At 72.0% G+C, this 17,425-nt stretch carries 17 protein-coding genes; 9 read left to right on the forward strand and 8 right to left on the reverse strand.

All coding sequences use genetic code 11. The features are described from left to right. Positions 1-677: 677 nt before the first annotated feature. The gene (locus ACIBW9_RS39525; RefSeq protein WP_398962777.1) at positions 678-1,847 is read right to left on the reverse strand and encodes an SPFH domain-containing protein; all 1,170 of its coding nucleotides are present in this window, start codon (positions 1,845-1,847) and stop codon (positions 678-680) included. Between the two features lie 132 nt (positions 1,848-1,979). On the opposite strand from ACIBW9_RS39525, the gene ACIBW9_RS39530 reads away from it, so the two are divergent. Both ACIBW9_RS39530 and argF read left to right on the forward strand, forming a co-directional pair. Beyond that, positions 1,980-3,203 carry an arginine deiminase gene (locus tag ACIBW9_RS39530; protein ID WP_398962780.1) on the forward strand — a complete coding sequence of 408 codons (1,224 nt, stop codon included), beginning with the start codon at positions 1,980-1,982 and terminating at the stop codon, positions 3,201-3,203. Positions 3,204-3,263: 60 nt separating this feature from the next. After that, positions 3,264-4,271, forward strand: coding sequence for an ornithine carbamoyltransferase (gene argF / locus ACIBW9_RS39535; RefSeq protein WP_398962782.1), 1,008 nt, complete (start codon positions 3,264-3,266; stop codon positions 4,269-4,271). A 15-nt stretch (positions 4,272-4,286) separates the two neighbouring features. Here argF and ACIBW9_RS39540 read toward each other — a convergent pair whose 3' ends face one another. Continuing rightward, on the reverse strand, positions 4,287-4,745 hold the full coding sequence (locus ACIBW9_RS39540; protein ID WP_398962784.1) for an ATP-binding protein: 459 nt from the start codon (positions 4,743-4,745) through the stop codon (positions 4,287-4,289). A gap of 299 nt (positions 4,746-5,044) precedes the next feature. Here ACIBW9_RS39540 and ACIBW9_RS39545 point away from each other — a divergent pair, with 299 nt between their 5' ends. Next, the gene (locus ACIBW9_RS39545) at positions 5,045-5,872 is read left to right on the forward strand and encodes an enoyl-CoA hydratase family protein (RefSeq protein WP_398962787.1); all 828 of its coding nucleotides are present in this window, start codon (positions 5,045-5,047) and stop codon (positions 5,870-5,872) included. A 2-nt stretch (positions 5,873-5,874) separates the two neighbouring features. Continuing rightward, positions 5,875-8,247 carry a bifunctional salicylyl-CoA 5-hydroxylase/oxidoreductase gene (locus ACIBW9_RS39550; RefSeq protein ID WP_398962790.1) on the forward strand — a complete coding sequence of 791 codons (2,373 nt, stop codon included), beginning with the start codon at positions 5,875-5,877 and terminating at the stop codon, positions 8,245-8,247. A gap of 34 nt (positions 8,248-8,281) precedes the next feature. Here ACIBW9_RS39550 and ACIBW9_RS39555 read toward each other — a convergent pair whose 3' ends face one another. Both ACIBW9_RS39555 and ACIBW9_RS39560 read right to left on the reverse strand, forming a co-directional pair. Next, positions 8,282-9,094, reverse strand: coding sequence for a PaaX family transcriptional regulator C-terminal domain-containing protein (locus ACIBW9_RS39555; protein WP_398962792.1), 813 nt, complete (start codon positions 9,092-9,094; stop codon positions 8,282-8,284). A gap of 15 nt (positions 9,095-9,109) precedes the next feature. After that, complete coding sequence (locus tag ACIBW9_RS39560) at positions 9,110-10,702, reverse strand: AMP-binding protein (RefSeq protein ID WP_398962800.1); 1,593 nt, start codon at positions 10,700-10,702, stop codon at positions 9,110-9,112. 122 nt (positions 10,703-10,824) lie between these two features. Between ACIBW9_RS39560 and ACIBW9_RS39565 the strand changes: the two genes are divergently transcribed. Both ACIBW9_RS39565 and ACIBW9_RS39570 read left to right on the forward strand, forming a co-directional pair. Then, positions 10,825-12,000 carry an acyl-CoA dehydrogenase family protein gene (locus ACIBW9_RS39565; protein WP_398962804.1) on the forward strand — a complete coding sequence of 392 codons (1,176 nt, stop codon included), beginning with the start codon at positions 10,825-10,827 and terminating at the stop codon, positions 11,998-12,000. Further along, positions 11,997-12,395 carry a RidA family protein gene (locus ACIBW9_RS39570; protein ID WP_398962807.1) on the forward strand — a complete coding sequence of 133 codons (399 nt, stop codon included), beginning with the start codon at positions 11,997-11,999 and terminating at the stop codon, positions 12,393-12,395. Before ACIBW9_RS39565 ends, ACIBW9_RS39570 begins: the two co-directional genes overlap by 4 nt. Positions 12,396-12,404: 9 nt before the next feature. Here ACIBW9_RS39570 and ACIBW9_RS39575 read toward each other — a convergent pair whose 3' ends face one another. Next, the gene (locus ACIBW9_RS39575) at positions 12,405-12,599 is read right to left on the reverse strand and encodes a DUF5999 family protein (RefSeq protein WP_398962810.1); all 195 of its coding nucleotides are present in this window, start codon (positions 12,597-12,599) and stop codon (positions 12,405-12,407) included. 225 nt (positions 12,600-12,824) lie between these two features. Between ACIBW9_RS39575 and ACIBW9_RS39580 the strand changes: the two genes are divergently transcribed. Continuing rightward, positions 12,825-13,283 carry a DUF6299 family protein gene (locus ACIBW9_RS39580; RefSeq protein WP_398962812.1) on the forward strand — a complete coding sequence of 153 codons (459 nt, stop codon included), beginning with the start codon at positions 12,825-12,827 and terminating at the stop codon, positions 13,281-13,283. Between the two features lie 104 nt (positions 13,284-13,387). Here the strand turns inward: ACIBW9_RS39580 and ACIBW9_RS39585 are convergent, their stop codons facing one another. From ACIBW9_RS39585 to modA, 3 genes are read right to left on the reverse strand one after another with little or no spacing between them, the layout of a single operon-like run. Beyond that, on the reverse strand, positions 13,388-14,473 hold the full coding sequence (locus tag ACIBW9_RS39585; RefSeq protein WP_398962815.1) for an ABC transporter ATP-binding protein: 1,086 nt from the start codon (positions 14,471-14,473) through the stop codon (positions 13,388-13,390). After that, positions 14,470-15,315, reverse strand: a complete 846-nt coding sequence (gene modB / locus ACIBW9_RS39590) for a molybdate ABC transporter permease subunit (RefSeq protein ID WP_398962818.1) — start codon at positions 15,313-15,315, stop codon at positions 14,470-14,472. The genes ACIBW9_RS39585 and modB overlap by 4 nt, the downstream gene beginning before the upstream one ends. Then, positions 15,312-16,136, reverse strand: coding sequence for a molybdate ABC transporter substrate-binding protein (modA, locus tag ACIBW9_RS39595; protein WP_398962820.1), 825 nt, complete (start codon positions 16,134-16,136; stop codon positions 15,312-15,314). Before modA ends, modB begins: the two co-directional genes overlap by 4 nt. 212 nt (positions 16,137-16,348) lie before the next feature. On the opposite strand from modA, the gene ACIBW9_RS39600 reads away from it, so the two are divergent. Beyond that, complete coding sequence (locus ACIBW9_RS39600; RefSeq protein ID WP_398962822.1) at positions 16,349-16,624, forward strand: hypothetical protein; 276 nt, start codon at positions 16,349-16,351, stop codon at positions 16,622-16,624. Positions 16,625-16,665: 41 nt separating this feature from the next. Next, positions 16,666-17,358 (forward strand): M24 family metallopeptidase, encoded by a 693-nt coding sequence (locus ACIBW9_RS39605; protein WP_398962824.1) that lies wholly within the window; start codon positions 16,666-16,668, stop codon positions 17,356-17,358. Positions 17,359-17,425: the final 67 nt, after the last annotated feature.

Consider the following 17,425-nt stretch of genomic DNA (forward strand, 5'->3'; position numbering starts at 1 on the left):
TGGTGTCTGTCGGGTGTTGGGGTCTGCGCTGTGGCTGGGTGGGGCGAGGCTCCTCGTCGGGGGGATGGTGGGTGGTGTCTGTCGGGTGTTGGGGTCTGCGCTGTGGCTAGGTCGGGCGAAGGCACTCGTCGGGGGGATGGTGGGTGGTGCCTGTTGGGTGTTGGGGTCTGCGCTGTGGCTGGGTGGGGCGAGGCTCCTCGTCCGTGGGACGGTGGATGGCGCCTGTCGGGTGTTGTCTGTGCTGTGGCTGGGTGGGGCGAGGCTCCTCGTCGGTGGGGTGGTGGGTGGTGTCTGTCGGGTGTTGGGGTCTGCGCTGTGGCTGGGTGGGGCGAGGGCACTCGTCGGGGGGATGGTGGGTGGCACCTGTCGGGTGTTGGGGTCTGCGCTGTGGCTGGGTCGGGCGAGGGCACTCGTCGGGGGGATGGTGGGTGGTGTCTGTCGGGTGTTGTCTCCGCTGCGGCTGGGTCGGGCGAGGCCCCTCGTCGGGCCGGCGGCGGGTGGCACCCGCCCGGTACCGGGGCCTGCGCCGCGGACGGGCCGGGCGGGCGACCCCGCCGGGCCGGCGGTGTACGGCGGCTGTCCCGTGGTCGGGTCCGCGCTGCGGGACCCCGCCGCGGCGGCCGGTGGCAGGGCGGTCATCCTCGCTTCGGGGAAGCCGGCCCGTCCGGCTCCCGTCTTCACGTCCGCTCCCCGCTGCCGAGCCGGGCGAGCAGGCCCGTCAGTACGTCCGGCGAGATGGTCACGCTGTCGATGTTCGGCAGGTTCTCCGCCAGCCGGGTCCCGGCGAGGGCGTGCAGGGTCGCGACCTCCACCTCCCCATGCACCCGCAGCCAGGCCGCCTGCGCCTGGGCCCGCGCCTCCCCGACCTCGCGCGCGCCTTCGGCCTCCGCCCGCGCGAGCCGGACCGAACGAGCCGCCTCGGCATCGGCCATCCGCACCGTCCGCGCCGCCTCCGCCTCCGCCAGCCGCTCGGTACGCCGCGCCTCGGCGTCCGCGAGCTGCACCGACCGCGTGGCCTCGGCGTCGGCCAGCCGAAGCGAGCGGTCCGCCTCCGCCTGAGCCAGCTTCACCGTCCGCGCCGCCTCCGCCTCTGCCCGTACCGCGTCCGCCGCCGCGTGCTCCTCGGCCTCCCGGCGGGCGTTCGTGCCGCGCTGCTCGACCAACTGCTCCTCGCGGCGGGCGAGTTCGATCTGGCTGGCCAGTTCGTTCTCGGCGATCGTCCGCTCCCGCTCGACGGCCACGGCCCGCCGCTCGTACGTCGCCCGGTCCGCCTCCTGCTGGATCTGCTCACGGGCGGGCGTGCGCAGGGCCCGCTCCACCTCCGGCTCGGGACGCAGCGCCACCACCCGGACGGCGACCACCTCGATGCCGGTCGCCGGCAGCCGCGGCTCCGCGCCCAGTCCGGCCGCGACCCGCTCCCGCACCGCCGCCACCCCGTCCACCAGCGCCGACGACAGTGACGTACGGGCGAGGACGTCCAGCGCATGCTGCTGGGCCGTCTCGGTCAGCAGCGTCCCCAGCTGCTCCAGCGGCGCCCCCCGCCACACCCCCGTGTCCGGGTCGACGGAGAAGTCCAGTCGGGCGGCGGCGAGCGCCGGGTCACTGATCCGGTACGTCACCGTCGCCTGCACCGCCACGTCCTGGAAGTCGGACGTACGGGCGTGGAAGGTCATCGCCAGCTCCCGGTCGTCCACCGGGACCTCGGAGAGCGCCGCGGTCAGCGCACGGAACCAGAAGCTGAGCCCCGGACCGTCGTGCAGCAGCTTCCCCGCGCGTTGGTGCCGGATGTGCGCCGTCGGCGCCCCGCGCAGATGGCGCCAGCCCAGACGCCGTGTGATGTCGGCCATCGAACCCCCTCGGTTCTCGTCCGTTCGACGATAATCGCCACAAGCGCTTATCGTCAAGGGGACGAGAACAAGAAGGGGAAGAAACCCGTCGACCAGCGGGTCAAGAAGGCCCCCGGTGGTCAGGATGGAGGCATGGGAATGCATGTCGACTCCGAGGCCGGGCGGCTGCGCCGCGTCATACTCCACCGGCCGGATCTCGAGCTCAAAAGGCTCACCCCCAGCAACAAGGACGCCCTCCTCTTCGACGACGTGCTCTGGGTGCGCCGCGCCCGCGCGGAGCACGACGGTTTCGCCGACGTCCTGCGCGACCGCGGGGTCGCCGTCCACCTCTTCGGCGACCTGCTCACCGAGGCCCTGGAGGTCCCGGCCGCCAGAACGCTCGTCCTGGACCGGGTCTTCGACGAGAAGGAGTACGGAGTCCTCGCCACCGACCACCTCAGAGCCGCCTTCGAGACCCTCCCCGCGCAGGAACTGGCCGAGGCCCTGGTCGGCGGCATGACCAAGCGCGAGTTCCTGGCCGCCCACGCGGAGCCCACCTCCGTCCGCTTCCATGTCATGGACCTCGACGACTTCCTCCTCGCGCCGCTCCCCAACCACCTCTTCACCCGCGACACCTCCGCCTGGATCTACGACGGCGTCTGCGTCAACGCCATGCGCTGGCCGGCTCGCCAGCGCGAGACGGTCCACTTCGAGGCGATCTACCGCCACCACCCCCTCTTCCGCGACGAGGACTTCCGCGTCTGGTCCGAGGGGCAGGCGGACTACCCGTCCACCATCGAGGGCGGGGACGTCCTCGTCATCGGCAACGGCGCCGTCCTGATCGGCATGAGCGAGCGCACCACCCCGCAGGCGGTCGAGATGCTGGCCCACAAGCTGTTCGAGGCCGGCTCCGCGCAGACGATCGTGGCCCTCGACATGCCGAAGCGGCGCGCCTTCATGCACCTCGACACCGTGATGACGATGGTCGACGGCGACACCTTCACCCAGTACGCGGGCCTCGGCATGCTCCGCTCGTACACCATCGAGCCGGGCGCCGGCGACAAGGAGCTCAAGGTCACCGACCACCCGCCGGAGCACATGCACCGCGCGATCGCCGCCGCCCTCGGGCTGAGCGAGATCCGCGTGCTGACCGCCACCCAGGACGTGCACGCCGCCGAGCGCGAGCAGTGGGACGACGGCTGCAACGTCCTCGCCGTCGAACCGGGCGTCGTCATCGCCTACGAACGCAACGCCACCACCAATACCCATCTGCGCAAGCAGGGCATCGAGGTCATCGAGATCCCCGGCAGCGAACTGGGCCGGGGCCGGGGCGGCCCGCGCTGTATGAGCTGTCCCGTCGAACGGGCTGCCGTATAGAAATGCGATTCTTCGTATAGACTTCCAGCGGCACATGTCCCCGCATTCCTGGAGCGCCCCATGGCGACAGTCCCGACCGCCCTCGCCGGCCGCCACTTCCTCAAGGAGCTCGACTTCTCCCAGCAGGAGTTCCTCGGCCTGATCGAGCTGGCCGCCGAGCTGAAGGCCGCCAAGAAGGCCGGGACCGAGACGCAGTACCTGCGGGGCCGCAACATCGCGCTGATCTTCGAGAAGACCTCGACGCGCACACGGTGCGCGTTCGAGGTCGCCGCCGCCGATCAGGGCGCGTCGACGACCTACCTCGACCCCACGGGCTCGCAGATCGGGCACAAGGAGTCCGTGAAGGACACCGCGCGTGTGCTGGGGCGGATGTACGACGCGATCGAGTACCGCGGGCACGGGCAGGGTGTCGTCGAGGAGCTGGCCGCATACGCCGGGGTTCCCGTCTACAACGGCCTCACCGACGAGTGGCACCCCACCCAGATGCTCGCCGACGTCCTCACCATGACCGAGCACAGTGACAAGCCGCTCAGCGAGACGGTCTTCGCCTACCTCGGCGACTCCCGCTACAACATGGGCAACTCCTACCTGGTCACCGGCGCCCTGCTCGGCATGGACGTCCGTATCGTCGCGCCCCGGGTGCTGTGGCCGGACGACACGATCGTCGAGGTGGCCCAGCAGCTCGCCGCCGCCTCCGGCGGCCAGGTCACCCTCACCGAGGACGTGAAGGAGGGCGTGCGCCACGCCGACTTCGTCGCCACCGACGTCTGGGTGTCGATGGGGGAGCCCAAGGAGGTCTGGGACGAGCGCATAGCGCTGCTCGGCCCCTACGCCGTGACCATGGACGTGCTGCGCGCCACCGGCAACCCGGACGTGAAGTTCATGCACTGTCTGCCGGCCTTCCACGACCTCGGCACGCGCGTCGGCCGCGAGGTCCACGAGCGGCACGGTCTGACCGAGCTGGAGGTCACCGACGAGGTGTTCGAGTCGGAGCACTCCGTGGTCTTCGACGAGGCCGAGAACCGTATGCACACCATCAAGGCGGTCCTGGTCGCGACCCTGGCCTGAGGCCCGGCCTCGTGCTCAGGAGGAACGCCGCTGCCGCGGCACCACCGGCAGGCGGAACCACACGGCCTTGCCGGACCTCGTCGGCCGGTGGCCGCAGGACGAACTGAGCGCGCGGATCAGCAGCAGCCCGCGCCCGTGCTCCTGCCAGGGGTCGGGCATCTCCGCGCCCGGCCAGGTGAGATCGAACGGCGGCACCGGGTCGGGGTCGTGCACCTCGACCCGGCAGCCGTTCGGCAGCAGCTCCACCACGAGTTCTATCGGGGAGTCCCCGACGACGGTGTGCTCCACGGCGTTCGCGACCAGCTCCGCCGTGAGCAGTTCCGCGGTGTCGCAGTCGGCCCCGTGCTCCAGCTCGGCCAGCGCCGTGCGCACGAGTGCACGGGCCACGGGCACGGCCGCGGCGGAGTGCGGCAGTGCGATGCGCCAGGAGGCGGCGGACGACGAGGGGCGGTCGTACAAGGCGGGTCCGTTCATGAGCAGGCCGTCCTGCTTTCAACTTTTACGAATGGTACGGCGCCGCCCGACGAGCGGCCCGGCGGGCACCGTGCGGCACCTTCGGCCCCGCGACGGGCGGCTTACCCGTAGCAACGGCTTGCCTCGCGGCGCCGCTCCCGTCGTAGCCACTCTGTCGACGAGCCGTGACGGATGTGACCGGGCCGGGTCAGATCAGGACAGCTCTATCGCGCGCTCATGACGACAGTCACGGATGGGTGATAGCTTCGAAGGGTAGAGCTCAGTGAGGCAGTGCCCGCCCCCCGAGGAGGCCGCACGTCATGAGTCCCTTCACCGGCTCCGCCGCCCGCACCTCCGACTGGCGGCATCTGCGCGTGGAGCACGCCGACGGGGTCGCCACGGTCACCCTCGCCCGCCCCGAGAAACTCAACGCGCTCACCTTCGGCGCCTACGCCGACCTGCGCGACCTGCTCGCCGAACTCTCCCGCGAGCGGTCCGTACGGGCGCTGGTCCTGGCCGGCGAGGGCCGCGGCTTCTGCTCGGGCGGCGACGTCGACGAGATCATCGGCGCGACCCTCTCCATGGACACCGCCCAGCTCCTCGACTTCAACCGGATGACCGGCCAGACCGTACGGGCCATACGGGAGTGCCCGTTCCCGGTGATCGCGGCGGTGCACGGGGTGGCGGCGGGCGCCGGGGCGGTCCTCGCCCTGGCGGCGGACTTCCGCGTCGCGGACCCCTCGGCCCGGTTCGCGTTCCTGTTCACCAGAGTGGGCCTGTCCGGCGGCGACATGGGTGCGGCCTATCTGCTGCCGAGGGTCGTGGGCCTGGGTCACGCGACCCGCCTGCTGATGCTCGGCGAACCGGTCCGCGCCCCCGAGGCGGAACGCATCGGACTCGTCAGCGAACTGACCGACGAGGGCCACGCGGACGAGGCAGCACAGAACCTGGCCCGCCGCCTGGCCGACGGCCCGGCCCTGGCCTACGCCCAGACAAAGGCCCTGCTCACGGCCGAGCTGGACATGCCGCTGGCGTCCGCCGTGGAACTGGACGCCTCGACCCAGGCCCTCCTGATGAACGGCGAGGACTACGCCGAGTTCCATGCTGCGTTCATGGAAAAGCGCCCTCCCAAGTGGAGGGGGCGGTGACCATGGCTTCCTCAGGGGCGCGAGACCGTGTTGAATGTGCGGCTACCGCCGCGCGGGCGCGACCAGCCACGACTGACCCGCAGTCGCCGGCCAACACCAGCCACCCCCAACGCATCGCGGTCATCGGCGGCGGCCCCGGGGGCCTGTACGCCGCCGCCCTCCTCAAACGCCTGGCCCCCGACCGCCAGGTCACCGTATGGGAACGCAACGCCCCAGACGACACCTTCGGCTTCGGCGTCGTCCTCTCCGACGAAACCCTCGGCGGCATCGAACACGCCGACCCGGTCGTCTACGCGGCCCTGCAGAAACACTTCACCCGCTGGGACGACATCCACATCGTCCACCGGAACAACCGCCAGACCTCCTCAGGGCACGGTTTCGCCGCGCTCGGCAGAAAACGCCTCCTGGAGATCCTCCACGACCGCTGCCGCGCCCTCGGCGTGGAACTCCGCTTCCGTTCGGAGGCCCCGTACCCCGACTGGCTGGCACAGTCGTACGACCTGGTCGTCGCCGCCGACGGAGTCAACAGCACCACCCGCGAGGCCTACGCCGATGTCTTCCGCCCGCAGGTGGCCACCCACCGCTGCCGCTACATCTGGCTCGCCGCCGACTTCGCCTTCGACGCCTTCCGCTTCGAGATCGCCGAGACCGAGCACGGCGTGATGCAGCTGCACGGCTACCCCTATGCCCCCGATGCCTCAACCGTGATCGTCGAGATGCACGAGGACGTGTGGCGCGCCGCCGGTTTCGAGGAGCTCGACGAGGCGGGGTCGGTCGAACGCTGCGCCAAGATCTTCTCGGAAGCCCTCCGCGGCCGCCCTCTCCGCTCCAACAAGTCGGCGTGGACCACCTTCCGCACGGTCGTCAACGAGCGCTGGTCCCACGGCAACGTGGTCCTGCTCGGCGACGCCGCCCACACCGCCCACTTCTCCATCGGCTCCGGCACCAAGCTGGCCGTCGAGGACGCTCTCGCCCTTGCCGCCTGCCTGGAGGAACAGCCCACGCCGGCCGAGGCGCTCGCGGCCTACGAGGAGGAACGCAAACCCGTCGTCGCCTCCACCCAGCGCGCGGCCCGCGCCAGCCTGGAGTGGTTCGAGAACCTGGCGCTCTACCTCGACCAGCCGCCCCGCCAGTTCGCCTTCAACCTGCTCACCCGCAGCCGCCGCGTCACCCACGACAACCTGCGGCTGCGCGACGCCCGCTTCACCGAAGCCGTGGAGCGCGAGTTCGGCTGCCCGCCCGGAACGCCGCCCATGTTCACGCCGTTCCGGCTCCGCGGTCTGACCCTGCGCAACCGGGTCGTCGTCTCGCCCATGGACATGTACTCGGCGGTCGACGGCGTCCCCGGCGACTTCCACCTCGTCCACCTCGGCGCCCGCGCCCTCGGCGGCGCCGGCCTGGTGATGACCGAGATGGTGTGCGTCAGCGCGGAGGGCCGGATCACCCCCGGCTGCACCGGCCTCTACACCGGACGGCAGGCCGAGTCGTGGAAACGGATCACCGAGTTCGTGCACGCCCGGTCGCCCGGCACCGCGATCGGCGTGCAGCTCGGCCACTCCGGCCGCAAGGGCTCGACCAGGCTGATGTGGGAGGGCATGGACGAACCGCTGCCCGACGGCAACTGGCCCCTGGTGGCCGCCTCACCGCTGCCGTACAAGCCGGGCAGCCAGACCCCGCGCGAGCTGAACCGCGCCCAACTCACCGACATCCGCGAGCAGTTCACCGCCGCCGCCTGGCGGGCCGCCCGCGCGGGCTTCGACCTCCTCGAACTCCACTGCGCCCACGGCTATCTGCTCTCCGGCTTCCTCTCCCCGCTCACCAACCGCCGCACCGACGCCTACGGCGGCTCGCTGGAGAAACGACTCCGCTTCCCGCTGGAGGTCTTCGACGCGGTCCGCGCCGTGTGGCCCGAGGAGAGGCCCATGACCGTCCGTATCTCGGCCACCGACTGGGCCGAAGGCGGTACGACGGCCGAGGACGCCGTCGAGATCGCCCGCGCCTTCGCCGCACACGGCGTCGACGCCATCGACGTGTCGACCGGGCAGGTCGTGTCCGACGACCACCCGGAGTTCGGGCGCTCGTACCAGACGCCGTACGCGGACCGCATCCGTCACGCCACCGGCCTCCCCGTGATCGCGGTCGGCGCGATCTCCTCCTGGGACGACGTCAACTCCCTGATCCTGGCGGGCCGTACGGACCTGTGCGCCCTCGCCCGCCCCCACCTCTACGACCCGCACTGGACCCTGCACGCGGCAGCCGAGCAGGGCTACGACGGCCCCGGCGTCGTCTGGCCGGCCCCTTACCGGGCGGGCAGCCGCCGCCCCCAGACCGGCCGCACGGACGCCCCCAAACCCCGCCTGACCCTGGAGACCTGACCGAGCACGCCGTCGCGTGCGAGGCCTCGGGGGGTCATACACCCGCGAACTCGGCCCCCGCGTCCCTCAGCCGTGCATGCAGCTCCCGGAAGACGGCCGCCGAGCGGACGCCGGGCCAGTCCTCGGGGAGGAGGCGGGCGGGCAGGCCGGGGTCGAGGTAGGGCAGGTGGCGCCAGGAGTCGAGGGCGAGGAGGTAGTCGCGGTAGGCCTCCTCGGGCGGGGTGTCCGCCCGGTGCTCCCACCCGTGCAGCACGGGCGCGTGCCGGTCGAGGAAGGCCTCGTGCTCCTTGGCGATCGCGGCCAGGTCCCACCAGCGGGCCACCGCCTCCTCGGTCGCCGCGAACCCGAGGTGCTCGCCGCGGAACAGGTCGACGTACGGGTCGAGGTGCAGCCGCTGGAGGGTGTGCCGGGTCTCCTCGTACAGCCGGGCGGGAGCGATCCACACCCCGGGTGCCGCCGTGCCGAACCCGAGCCCGGCCAGCCGGGAGCGCAGCACATGCCGCTTCTGCCGCTCCGACTCCGGCACCGAGAACACGGCGAGCACCCAGCCCTCGTCCTCGGGCGGGGCGGTGGCGTAGATACGTCGGTCGCCGTCGTCGAGCAACTGGCGGGCGTCCGGCGACAGTTCGTACCCGGCCGCGCCCTGCGCCGTACGGGCCGTCAGCAGCAGTCCGCGGCGTTTGAGGCGGGAGACCGACGAGCGCACCGAGGGTGCGTCCACGCCGACCGCGGCCAGCAGCCGGATCAGTTCGGCGACGGGCACGGGGCCCGGAGCGAAGCGGCCGTACGCGCCGTAGAGCGTGACGATGAGAGACCGTGGTGCATGCTGGTCGGACACGTTGATCATCTTAGGTCTTCGGTATCAGTGCTGGTCACCTTCGGTGCGCAGTCGGAAGCGCTGCAGCTTGCCGGTCGCCGTGCGGGGCAGGGCGTCCAGGAAGACGATCTCGCGGGGGCACTTGTAGGGTGCGAGTTCGGACTTGACGAAGCCGCGCAGGGCCTCGGCGTCCCGCTCGGCGCCCTCCCCGAGGACGACATGGGCCACGACGACCTGTCCGCGCGCCTCGTCGGGCCGTCCCACGACGGCCGCCTCCACCACGTCCGGGTGGCGCAGCAGGGCGTCCTCCACCTCCGGCCCCGCGATGTTGTACCCGGCCGAGATGATCATGTCGTCGGCGCGGGCGACATACCGGAAGTAGCCGTCGCTCTCGCGGACGTATGTGTCACCGGTGACGTTCCAGCCGTCGCGTACGTAGACGCGCTGGCGCGGGTCGGTGAGGTAGCGGCAGCCGACGGGCCCGCGCACCGCGAGCAGTCCTGGCTGTCCGTCGGGCACGGGCCGGCCGTTCTCGTCCTGCACGCGCGCGTGCCAGCCGGGTACGGGCACGCCCGTCGTGCCGGGCCTGATGTGTTCGTCGGCCGCGGAGATGAAGATGTGCAGCAGTTCGGTGGCGCCGATGCCGTTGATGATGCGCAGCCCGGTCCGCTCGTACCAGGCCTGCCAGGTCGCGGCGGGCAGGTTCTCGCCGGCCGAGACGCAGCGGCGCAGGGACGAGGTGTCGTGGGCGTCGAGCTCGTCGAGCATCGCGCGGTAGGCCGTCGGCGCGGTGAACAGCACGGAGACCCGGTGCTCGGCGACCGCCGCCAGCAACTGCCGGGGGTGGGCCTGTTCGAGCAGGAGCGCGCTGGCACCGACCCGCATCGGGAAGACGACCAGACCGCCGAGCCCGAAGGTGAAACCGAGCGGGGGGCTGCCCGCGAACACATCGTCCACATGGGGTTGCAGCACATGCTTGGCGAAGGTGTCGGCTATGGCGAGCACATCCCGGTGGAAGTGCATGCACCCCTTGGGACGGCCGGTCGTGCCCGAGGTGAACGCGATCAGCGCGACGTCGTCGGCCGCGGTCGCGACGGTCGGGTACGGGGTGTCGGGCGCCGGGCGGTGCAGGAGGTCGTCGGGGGCGTCGCCGCCGTACGTCGTGATCCGCAGGCCCGGTATCTCGGCCTTGGCGAGGTCGTCGACGGCGCGGATGTCGCACAGGGCGTGCCGGATCAGGGCCATGTCGCAGATGACTTCGAGCTCGTGCGGCCGCTGCTGGGCCAGCACGGTGACGGCGACCCCGCCCGCCTTCAGCACCGCCAGCCAGCAGGCCGCGAGCCAGGGCGTGGTCGGGCCGCGCAGCAGGACGCGGTTGCCGGGGACGACGCCGAGATCCCCCGTCAGGACATGGGCGATGCGGTCGACGCGGGCCCGCAGATCGCCGTACGTCCACGAAGGCCCGGCAGGGGTGTGGAACACCGGGCGGCCGGGGTCGGCGTGGTCCAGCAGCTCGGCGGCACAGTTCAGCCGATCGGGGTAACGCAGCTCCGGCAGGTCGAACCGGAGTTCCGGCCACTCCTCGGGCGGCGGGAGGTGGTCGCGCGCAAAGGTGTCGACGTGGGCCGAGACATGCATGGCGGTGCGCCCCCTTGCCGTTGTGGGCGTCCTGGTGGGCTCGTTCGAGCGTATCGTGTTGGTGACGACAGTCAACGGTGCGCGATATCGTCGAGGGGTCATGTCGAGAAAGGGGACCGCCAATGCCCGCATTCTCGCTCGATCCGGTACAAACCGCCTGGTGTGCCGAGCTGCGCTCCCTCGCCGCCGACCGGCTGCGCCCGCTCGTGGAGAAGGCGGAGAACAGCGAGCCGGGGCACGTCAACCGCCCCCTGGTCGCCGAACTCGGCCAACTCGGGCTCCTGGAGCGGCTGTTCACCTCGGGGGCCCTCGACCTCTGTCTGATGAGGGAGTCGCTCGCGTACGCCTGCACGGAGGCGGAGACGGCCCTTGCGCTGCAGGGACTGGGCGCCCATCCGGTCCATGCGTACGGCACGCCCGCCCAGCGGGAGCGCTGGCTGCCCCGGGTGAGCGAGGGGAGCGCGGTCGCCGCGTTCGCGCTGAGCGAGCCGGGGGCCGGATCGGATGCGGCGGCGCTGTCGCTGACCGCCCGTCCCGACGGCCCCGGACGCTTTCGGCTCACCGGCGAGAAGTGCTGGATCTCCAACGCCCCCGAGGCCGACTTCTACACCGTCTTCGCGCGCACCACCCCCGGCGCCGGCGCCCGCGGGGTGACCGCCTTCCTGGTGCCCGCCGACCGTCCCGGCCTGACCGGCAGGGCCCTCGACATGCTCTCGCCGCACCCCATCGGCGCCCTCGACTTCGACGCCGTACCCGTCACCACGGACGATGTGCTCGGTGAGGCCGACCGCGGGTTCCGGGTCGCCATGGGAACCCTCAACCTGTTCCGCCCCAGCGTCGGCGCGTTCGCCGTCGGCATGGCGCAGGCGGCCCTGGACGCGACCCTCGCGCACACGGCCGGGCGGGACGCGTTCGGCGGCAAGCTGAAGGACCTGCAGACCGTCGCCCACCAGGTCGCCGAGATGGCGCTGCGCACCGAGGCGGCCCGCCTCATGGTGTACGCGGCGGCGACGGCGTACGACGAGAACGCCCCCGATGTCCCGAAGCGTGCGGCGATGGCGAAGCTGCTCGCCACCGAGACGGCGCAGTACGTCGTCGACCAGGCCGTCCAGCTGCACGGCGCCCGCGCCCTGCGCCGCGGCCACCTCCTCGAACACCTCTACCGCGAGGTGCGCGCCCCTCGTATCTACGAGGGCGCGAGCGAGGTCCAACGCGGCATCATCGCGAAGGAGCTGTACAAGGAGCCGGACGACGAGCCGGACAACCGACCGTCCGCCGACGTGGAGGCCTCCCGGTGAGCACCGAGCGCGTCAACCCGCCCGACCTCTCCCCGCCCACGGGCTTCTCCCACGCCGTCGTCGTCACCGGCACCCGTGTCGTCTTCCTGGCCGGCCAGACCGCGCTCGACACGGACGGCAAGGTCATCGGCGACACCCTCCCCGCCCAGTTCGAGCGGGCCCTGACCAACCTTCTCACCGCTCTGCGCGCGGCGGGCGGCACCCCCGCGGACCTCGCCCGCGTCACGGTCTACGCCACCGACGTCGCCGCCTACCGCACCCATGCGCCCGAACTGGGGCGTCTGTGGCGGGAGTTGGCGGGCCGGGACTATCCGGCGATGGCGGTCGTGGAGGTCGTACGGCTGTGGGACGAGGAGGCGATGGTGGAACTGGACGGGTTCGCCGTCCTGCCCTAGGCGTGCTGATCAGGCGGCGGCAGCCAGTTGCTCCGCCGGTGCCCGGTGCGGTGCGACGGCCCGGCCGTCGGGGGTCAGCTCACCGCTGTCGTCGAACAGGATCGCGCCGTCGCACAGGAGGCTCCAGCCCTGCTCGGGGTGGGCGGCGACGACGTGCACGGCGAGCTCGTCGAAGGAAGGGCACGAAGTCTGGTGGGAACACATGGCGCACCTCCACGTCGGTCGGGACCGTCCGCCGGCCCCCATGGACAGACCATGCTCTCCTGCCGAACGCATCGGAACGGCCGAGCGTGAAGCGTGACAACACGCGGACAACACCAGGACGGTTCCAGGACCCCCGGGGCGGACTCGCCACCGAGTGGGTGACGGTCACGGCCGGGGGCGTGCCCGGCGGGTACCAGTGGAAGCCCCACCTACAGGAGGTTTCCGATGTTCAAGCGACCCGCCCTGGCCCTCGCCGCCGGTGCCGCCCTGCTCCTGCTCACCGCTCCTGCCGTGACCGCGGCCCCGTACCAGGCCGCGGAGCTGGAGGAGACGGTGACCGTCGACCCGACGGGCCACATCTCCGCGGACGGCACCGTCACCCTCTCCGGCACCTACCGCTGCACGGACAGCACGGGCGCGGCGTTCATCAGCTCCTCGGTGAGCACCACGAAGGCCTCCGCGACCCACGGCACCTCGACCCTGATCCAGGGCATCGGCGGCACGGTCGCCGTGTGCGACGGGGTGACACACCGCTGGGAGAACACGAGCAGACCGTCCCCGGCCATCGGCCCGGGCAAGGTCAGCGTCGAGGCCACGGTCGCGGAACTCCGCTTCGAGGGGATCCTGCCGCTGCCCCGCATCCACGCCGACGAGCGGCACGAGGTCACCCTGACCAAGGACTGACCGCCGCCCGTGCGCGCCGCCCGGCCCCGCCCGGCGGCGCGCACGCGCCCGACACTCCACGGATGACCGGCGCACCGACAAGAGCGCATCCCGCGGGGCTGACGTCAGGCCGGATAGGCGTGCGTCTGCGCCGCCTTCACCGTCGCCCAGACCGTGGCGCCGGGGTGCAGGTCGAGTTCCGCGGCGGCGACCGTGGTGAGGTCGGCGGCGAGGGGGAGTTCACCGGTGAGGGCGGCGCGGATCTGGTCCCCGTGGGCCTCCAGGCCGGCCACCTCGCAACGCCAGAGGTTGCGGGCGCTGGCGCCGGTGGGGCGGTCCCGGTAGAGGGTGACCGCGCCGGGCGGGAAGGCCACGAAGACGGGTCCGGTGAGGTCCTCCTCGGTCGTGATGCCGGGGCCGTCGTCGAGGCGGACCGTGTGGCCTTCGGCCTCTCCTCGGTAGAGGTTCAGGCCGACCAGATGGGCGATGTAGTCGGTGCGCGGGCGGCGGGCGATGTGCGCGGGGGTGCCCTCCTGGACGATGCGGCCGTCCTCGATGACGACCAGGCGGTCGGCCAGGACCATCGCGTCCAGGGGGTCGTGCGTGACGAGTACGGCGACGGCCTCGAAGTCCGCCAGGTGGTGGCGGAGCTGGGCCCGGACGTCCAGGCGGGTGCGGGCGTCGAGGGCGGCCAGCGGTTCGTCGAGGAGCAGCAGACGGGGGCGGGTGGCCAGGGCGCGGGCGAGCGCGACGCGCTGGGCCTGGCCGCCGGAGAGGCGGCGGGGTTTGACCCCGGCGTGGTCGCTCAGGCCCATCCGCTCCAGCCATACGGCGGCCTCGGCGCGGGCCTCCACCTTGGTGGCGCCGTGGCAGCGCGGCCCGAAGGCCACGTTGTCCAGGGCGGTCAGATGGGGGAAGAGCAGATAGTCCTGGAAGACGACACCGACCGGGCGCGACTCGGGCGGCACGGCGTCCAACTGCTCGCCGTCCAGCCGCAGCCGGCCGCCGGTGAGCGGCACGAGTCCGGCCAGGGCGCGCAGGGCGGTGGTCTTGCCGGCGCCGTTGGGGCCGAGGAGGGCGATCACGTCACCGGGCGCCGCGCTCAGCGTCACGTCGAGGCGGAAGGAGCCGCGCTCGACCACCAGCCGGGCGTCGAGTCCCTCGCCGGTGCGGGTGGGGGCGCCCGCGGCGGCCTTGTCGATGTCGGTCATGAGGGGGTCATCCAGCGGTCTCGCAGCCCCGCCAGCACGGCGATCGACACCGCCAGCAGCACCAGGCTGAGGGCGATCGCCGCCTCCGGGTCGTTCTGGAGGGCGAGGTAGACGGCGAGGGGCATGGTCTCGGTGCGGCCCGGGAAGTTCCCCGCGAAGGTGATCGTCGCACCGAACTCGCCCAGCGCGCGTGCCCAGGCCAGCACGGCGCCCGCGGCGACCCCGGGGGCGATGAGCGGCAGGGTGACCCGGCGGAACGCGGTGAAGCGGGAGGCACCGAGCGTGGTGGCCGCCTCCTCGTAGCGCGGATCGGCGGCGCGCAGGGTGCCCTCGACGCTGATGACGAGGAACGGCATGGCCACGAAGGCCTCGGCGACCACGACTCCGGCGGTGGTGAAGGGCAGGGTGACGCCGAACCAGGAGTCCAGCCACTTCCCCACCACCCCGTTGCGCCCGAGCGCCATCAGCAGCGCGACGCCCCCCACCACCGGCGGCAGCACCAGCGGCAGGGTGACCAGGGCCCGTACGACACCACGTCCCGGGAACTCGACCCGGGCCAGCAGCCAGGCCAGCGGCACCCCGAGCACCAGGCTCACGGCGGTCGCCGCCGTCGCGCAGACCAGGGACAGCTGGAGCGCCTGCCATACCTCGGTGCTGGTCAGCAATTCGGGCATGCTCCGCCACGGGGCCCTGACGAGCAGGGCGACGAGCGGCAGGACCAGGAACGCCAGGCCGATCAGCGCGGGTACGAGGAGCGGCAACGGAGCACCGCCGCTGCGGACACGGCGGCGCCGCGGGCCACCGTTCAGGGTGTCCGCGGCACCGGCCTCGGGAGGGGTCACGGCTTGAGGAACCCGGCCCCGGTCAGGACCTGCCGGCCCTCGGCGGACCGCACCAGGGCGATGAACGCCTTGGCCGCCGCGGCGTTGGGCGCGTCCTTGAGCAGGGTGATCGGGTAGTCGTTGACGGCGTCGGCGGACTCGGGGAACTCCACGCCCTGCACCTTGCTGCCCGCCGCCTTCACATCGGTCTTGTAGACGACCGCGGCGTCGGCCTCCTTCAGCACCACCTTGTTCAGGGCGGACTTGACGTCCTGCTCGTAGGAGACCGGGGTGAGCTTCAGCCTGCTCGCGTCGAGCGCCTTCTGGGCGGCGGCGCCGCACGGCACCGTCCTGTCGCACAGCACGACCTTCAGCGAGGACTTGGTGAGGTCCTTGAGGGAGGCGACCTTGTCGGGGTTGCCCGGCAGTGTGGCGATCTCCAGCTGGTTGCGGACGAAGGTGGCCGGCGTGCCCACCGCGTCGCCCTTGGCCGTCACGATCTTCATCGTCTTGGGGCTCGCCGCGGCGAAGACGTCGGCCGGGGCGCCGCCGGTGATCTGCGCGGCGAGGGTGTCGCTGCCACCGAAGCTGAAGGTCACCTTCGTACCCGGGTGGGCCTTCTCGAACTCCTTGCCCAGCGTCGTGAAGCTCTCCTTCAGCGAGGCGGCGGCGAAGACGGTCACCGTGCCCGACAGCTTCGGCGACGAGGACGCCGGCGCCGAGGTGTCGGACTTGCCGGAGTCCGAGTCGGAGGACGAACAGGCGCTCAGGGCCAGCAGCACGGCGGCGCTCACACCGGTCACCTGCAGCAGCCGGCGGGTCCGACGCACGGTACGGGTCATCACGGGTAACTCCCTCGAGGTCCTGACGGACTCGGCTACGGTCTCGCGACCTTCTCTACGGTCTCTCGACGACCGCGCGGGTCGACTTGATCACGGCAACCGCCGGAACACCGGGCACCCGGAACGGCCTGCGCCGATGATACTTCCGCAGATGCAAGGCGAAAGTCTGCTGTCACATCGCATGAGCCGGAACTCTGATCTGTTGGCATGGCATGTGCGTTCGTACGGGGGCGTGGTGGCTAGCGGACCCGCGGCGAAACTCGTCCTCACCGGCGACCTGCGCGACGAGCGGCGGCCGGCAGCACCTCTTCACGGACCCGCTCCTGCTCGTGGTCGCCCTCGACGGCATCCCGCTCGACCGCGGCGGCGCCCGGCTCGTCCTGCCCCAGGACCGCTGCGGCGCCCGCTGTATCAGCCGTATCGACGCGATACGCGTGGACGGCGGACACACCGCGGGCCTGACGGCGACCGGAGGCCCCGCCCCTTAGCAGTCGTTGCCCTGAATGATCCGGGTCACTACGGTCGGCCCATGGCGGACGATGACGAACCCGCGCGTGCGGCGCGCCTGCTGGACGCCCAGGCGAAGGCCGTGCGGCTCTTTGCGGAGATCGAGGAACGCGGGCTGGTCGCGCCCGGACAGGGGGAGCGGGCGGTCAGCGACCGGATCCGGGACCTGGCGAACGAGCTGTTCGGCACGACCCGGCACTGGCACAAGCGGATCGTGCGCTCGGGCCCGAACACGCTGGTGCCGTACAGGGAGAATCCGCCGGACCGGGTGATCGACGCGGACGACATCGTGTTCGCCGACTTCGGGCCGGTCTTCGAGGAGTACGAGGCCGACTTCGGCCGGACCTTCGTCCTCGGTGACGACCCGGTCAAGCAGCGGCTCCGCGACGACCTGCCGAAGATCTTCGCCGCGGGCCGCCGCTTCTTCGAAGCCGATCCCGACATCACCGGCAAGCAGCTCTACGCCGAGGTGGAGCGGCTGGCGGCCGGCGCCGGGTGGGAGCTGGGCGGCTGGCACGCCGGGCATCTGGTCGGGGAGTTCCCGCACGAACGGATCGACGGAGCGGACACGGAGTCGTACATCACCTCCGTCAACGACACCCCACTGCGCCGCACCGACAAGGCCGGGCGCACCTGCCACTGGATCCTGGAGATCCATCTCATCGACCGGCAACGGGAGTTCGGCGGCTTCCACGAGGAACTGCTCACCCTCTGATCGCGAGGAAGCCGCCGAGGCGGCCGGCCCACGTCCCGACTCAGATGTCCCGGAAGAGACCAGCCAG

The sequence above is a fragment of the Streptomyces sp. NPDC049541 genome (genome assembly GCF_044465725.1).
Classification (GTDB): Bacteria; Actinomycetota; Actinomycetes; order Streptomycetales; family Streptomycetaceae; genus Streptomyces.

Bases quoted from the DNA above. Each gene is read 5' to 3' on its own strand.
- ACIBW9_RS39525 (WP_398962777.1), bottom strand. From the start codon at position 1,847: ATGGCCGACATCACACGGCGTCTGGGCTGGCGCCATCTGCGCGGGGCG.
- ACIBW9_RS39530 (WP_398962780.1), top strand. From the start codon at position 1,980: ATGGGAATGCATGTCGACTCCGAGGCCGGGCGGCTGCGCCGCGTCATA.
- argF (WP_398962782.1), top strand. From the start codon at position 3,264: ATGGCGACAGTCCCGACCGCCCTCGCCGGCCGCCACTTCCTCAAGGAG.
- ACIBW9_RS39540 (WP_398962784.1), bottom strand. From the start codon at position 4,745: ATGAACGGACCCGCCTTGTACGACCGCCCCTCGTCGTCCGCCGCCTCC.
- ACIBW9_RS39545 (WP_398962787.1), top strand. From the start codon at position 5,045: ATGAGTCCCTTCACCGGCTCCGCCGCCCGCACCTCCGACTGGCGGCAT.
- ACIBW9_RS39550 (WP_398962790.1), top strand. From the start codon at position 5,875: ATGGCTTCCTCAGGGGCGCGAGACCGTGTTGAATGTGCGGCTACCGCC.
- ACIBW9_RS39555 (WP_398962792.1), bottom strand. From the start codon at position 9,094: ATGATCAACGTGTCCGACCAGCATGCACCACGGTCTCTCATCGTCACG.
- ACIBW9_RS39560 (WP_398962800.1), bottom strand. From the start codon at position 10,702: ATGCATGTCTCGGCCCACGTCGACACCTTTGCGCGCGACCACCTCCCG.
- ACIBW9_RS39565 (WP_398962804.1), top strand. From the start codon at position 10,825: ATGCCCGCATTCTCGCTCGATCCGGTACAAACCGCCTGGTGTGCCGAG.
- ACIBW9_RS39575 (WP_398962810.1), bottom strand. From the start codon at position 12,599: ATGTGTTCCCACCAGACTTCGTGCCCTTCCTTCGACGAGCTCGCCGTG.
- ACIBW9_RS39580 (WP_398962812.1), top strand. From the start codon at position 12,825: ATGTTCAAGCGACCCGCCCTGGCCCTCGCCGCCGGTGCCGCCCTGCTC.
- ACIBW9_RS39585 (WP_398962815.1), bottom strand. From the start codon at position 14,473: ATGACCGACATCGACAAGGCCGCCGCGGGCGCCCCCACCCGCACCGGC.
- modA (WP_398962820.1), bottom strand. From the start codon at position 16,136: ATGACCCGTACCGTGCGTCGGACCCGCCGGCTGCTGCAGGTGACCGGT.
- ACIBW9_RS39600 (WP_398962822.1), top strand. From the start codon at position 16,349: ATGTGCGTTCGTACGGGGGCGTGGTGGCTAGCGGACCCGCGGCGAAAC.
- ACIBW9_RS39605 (WP_398962824.1), top strand. From the start codon at position 16,666: ATGGCGGACGATGACGAACCCGCGCGTGCGGCGCGCCTGCTGGACGCC.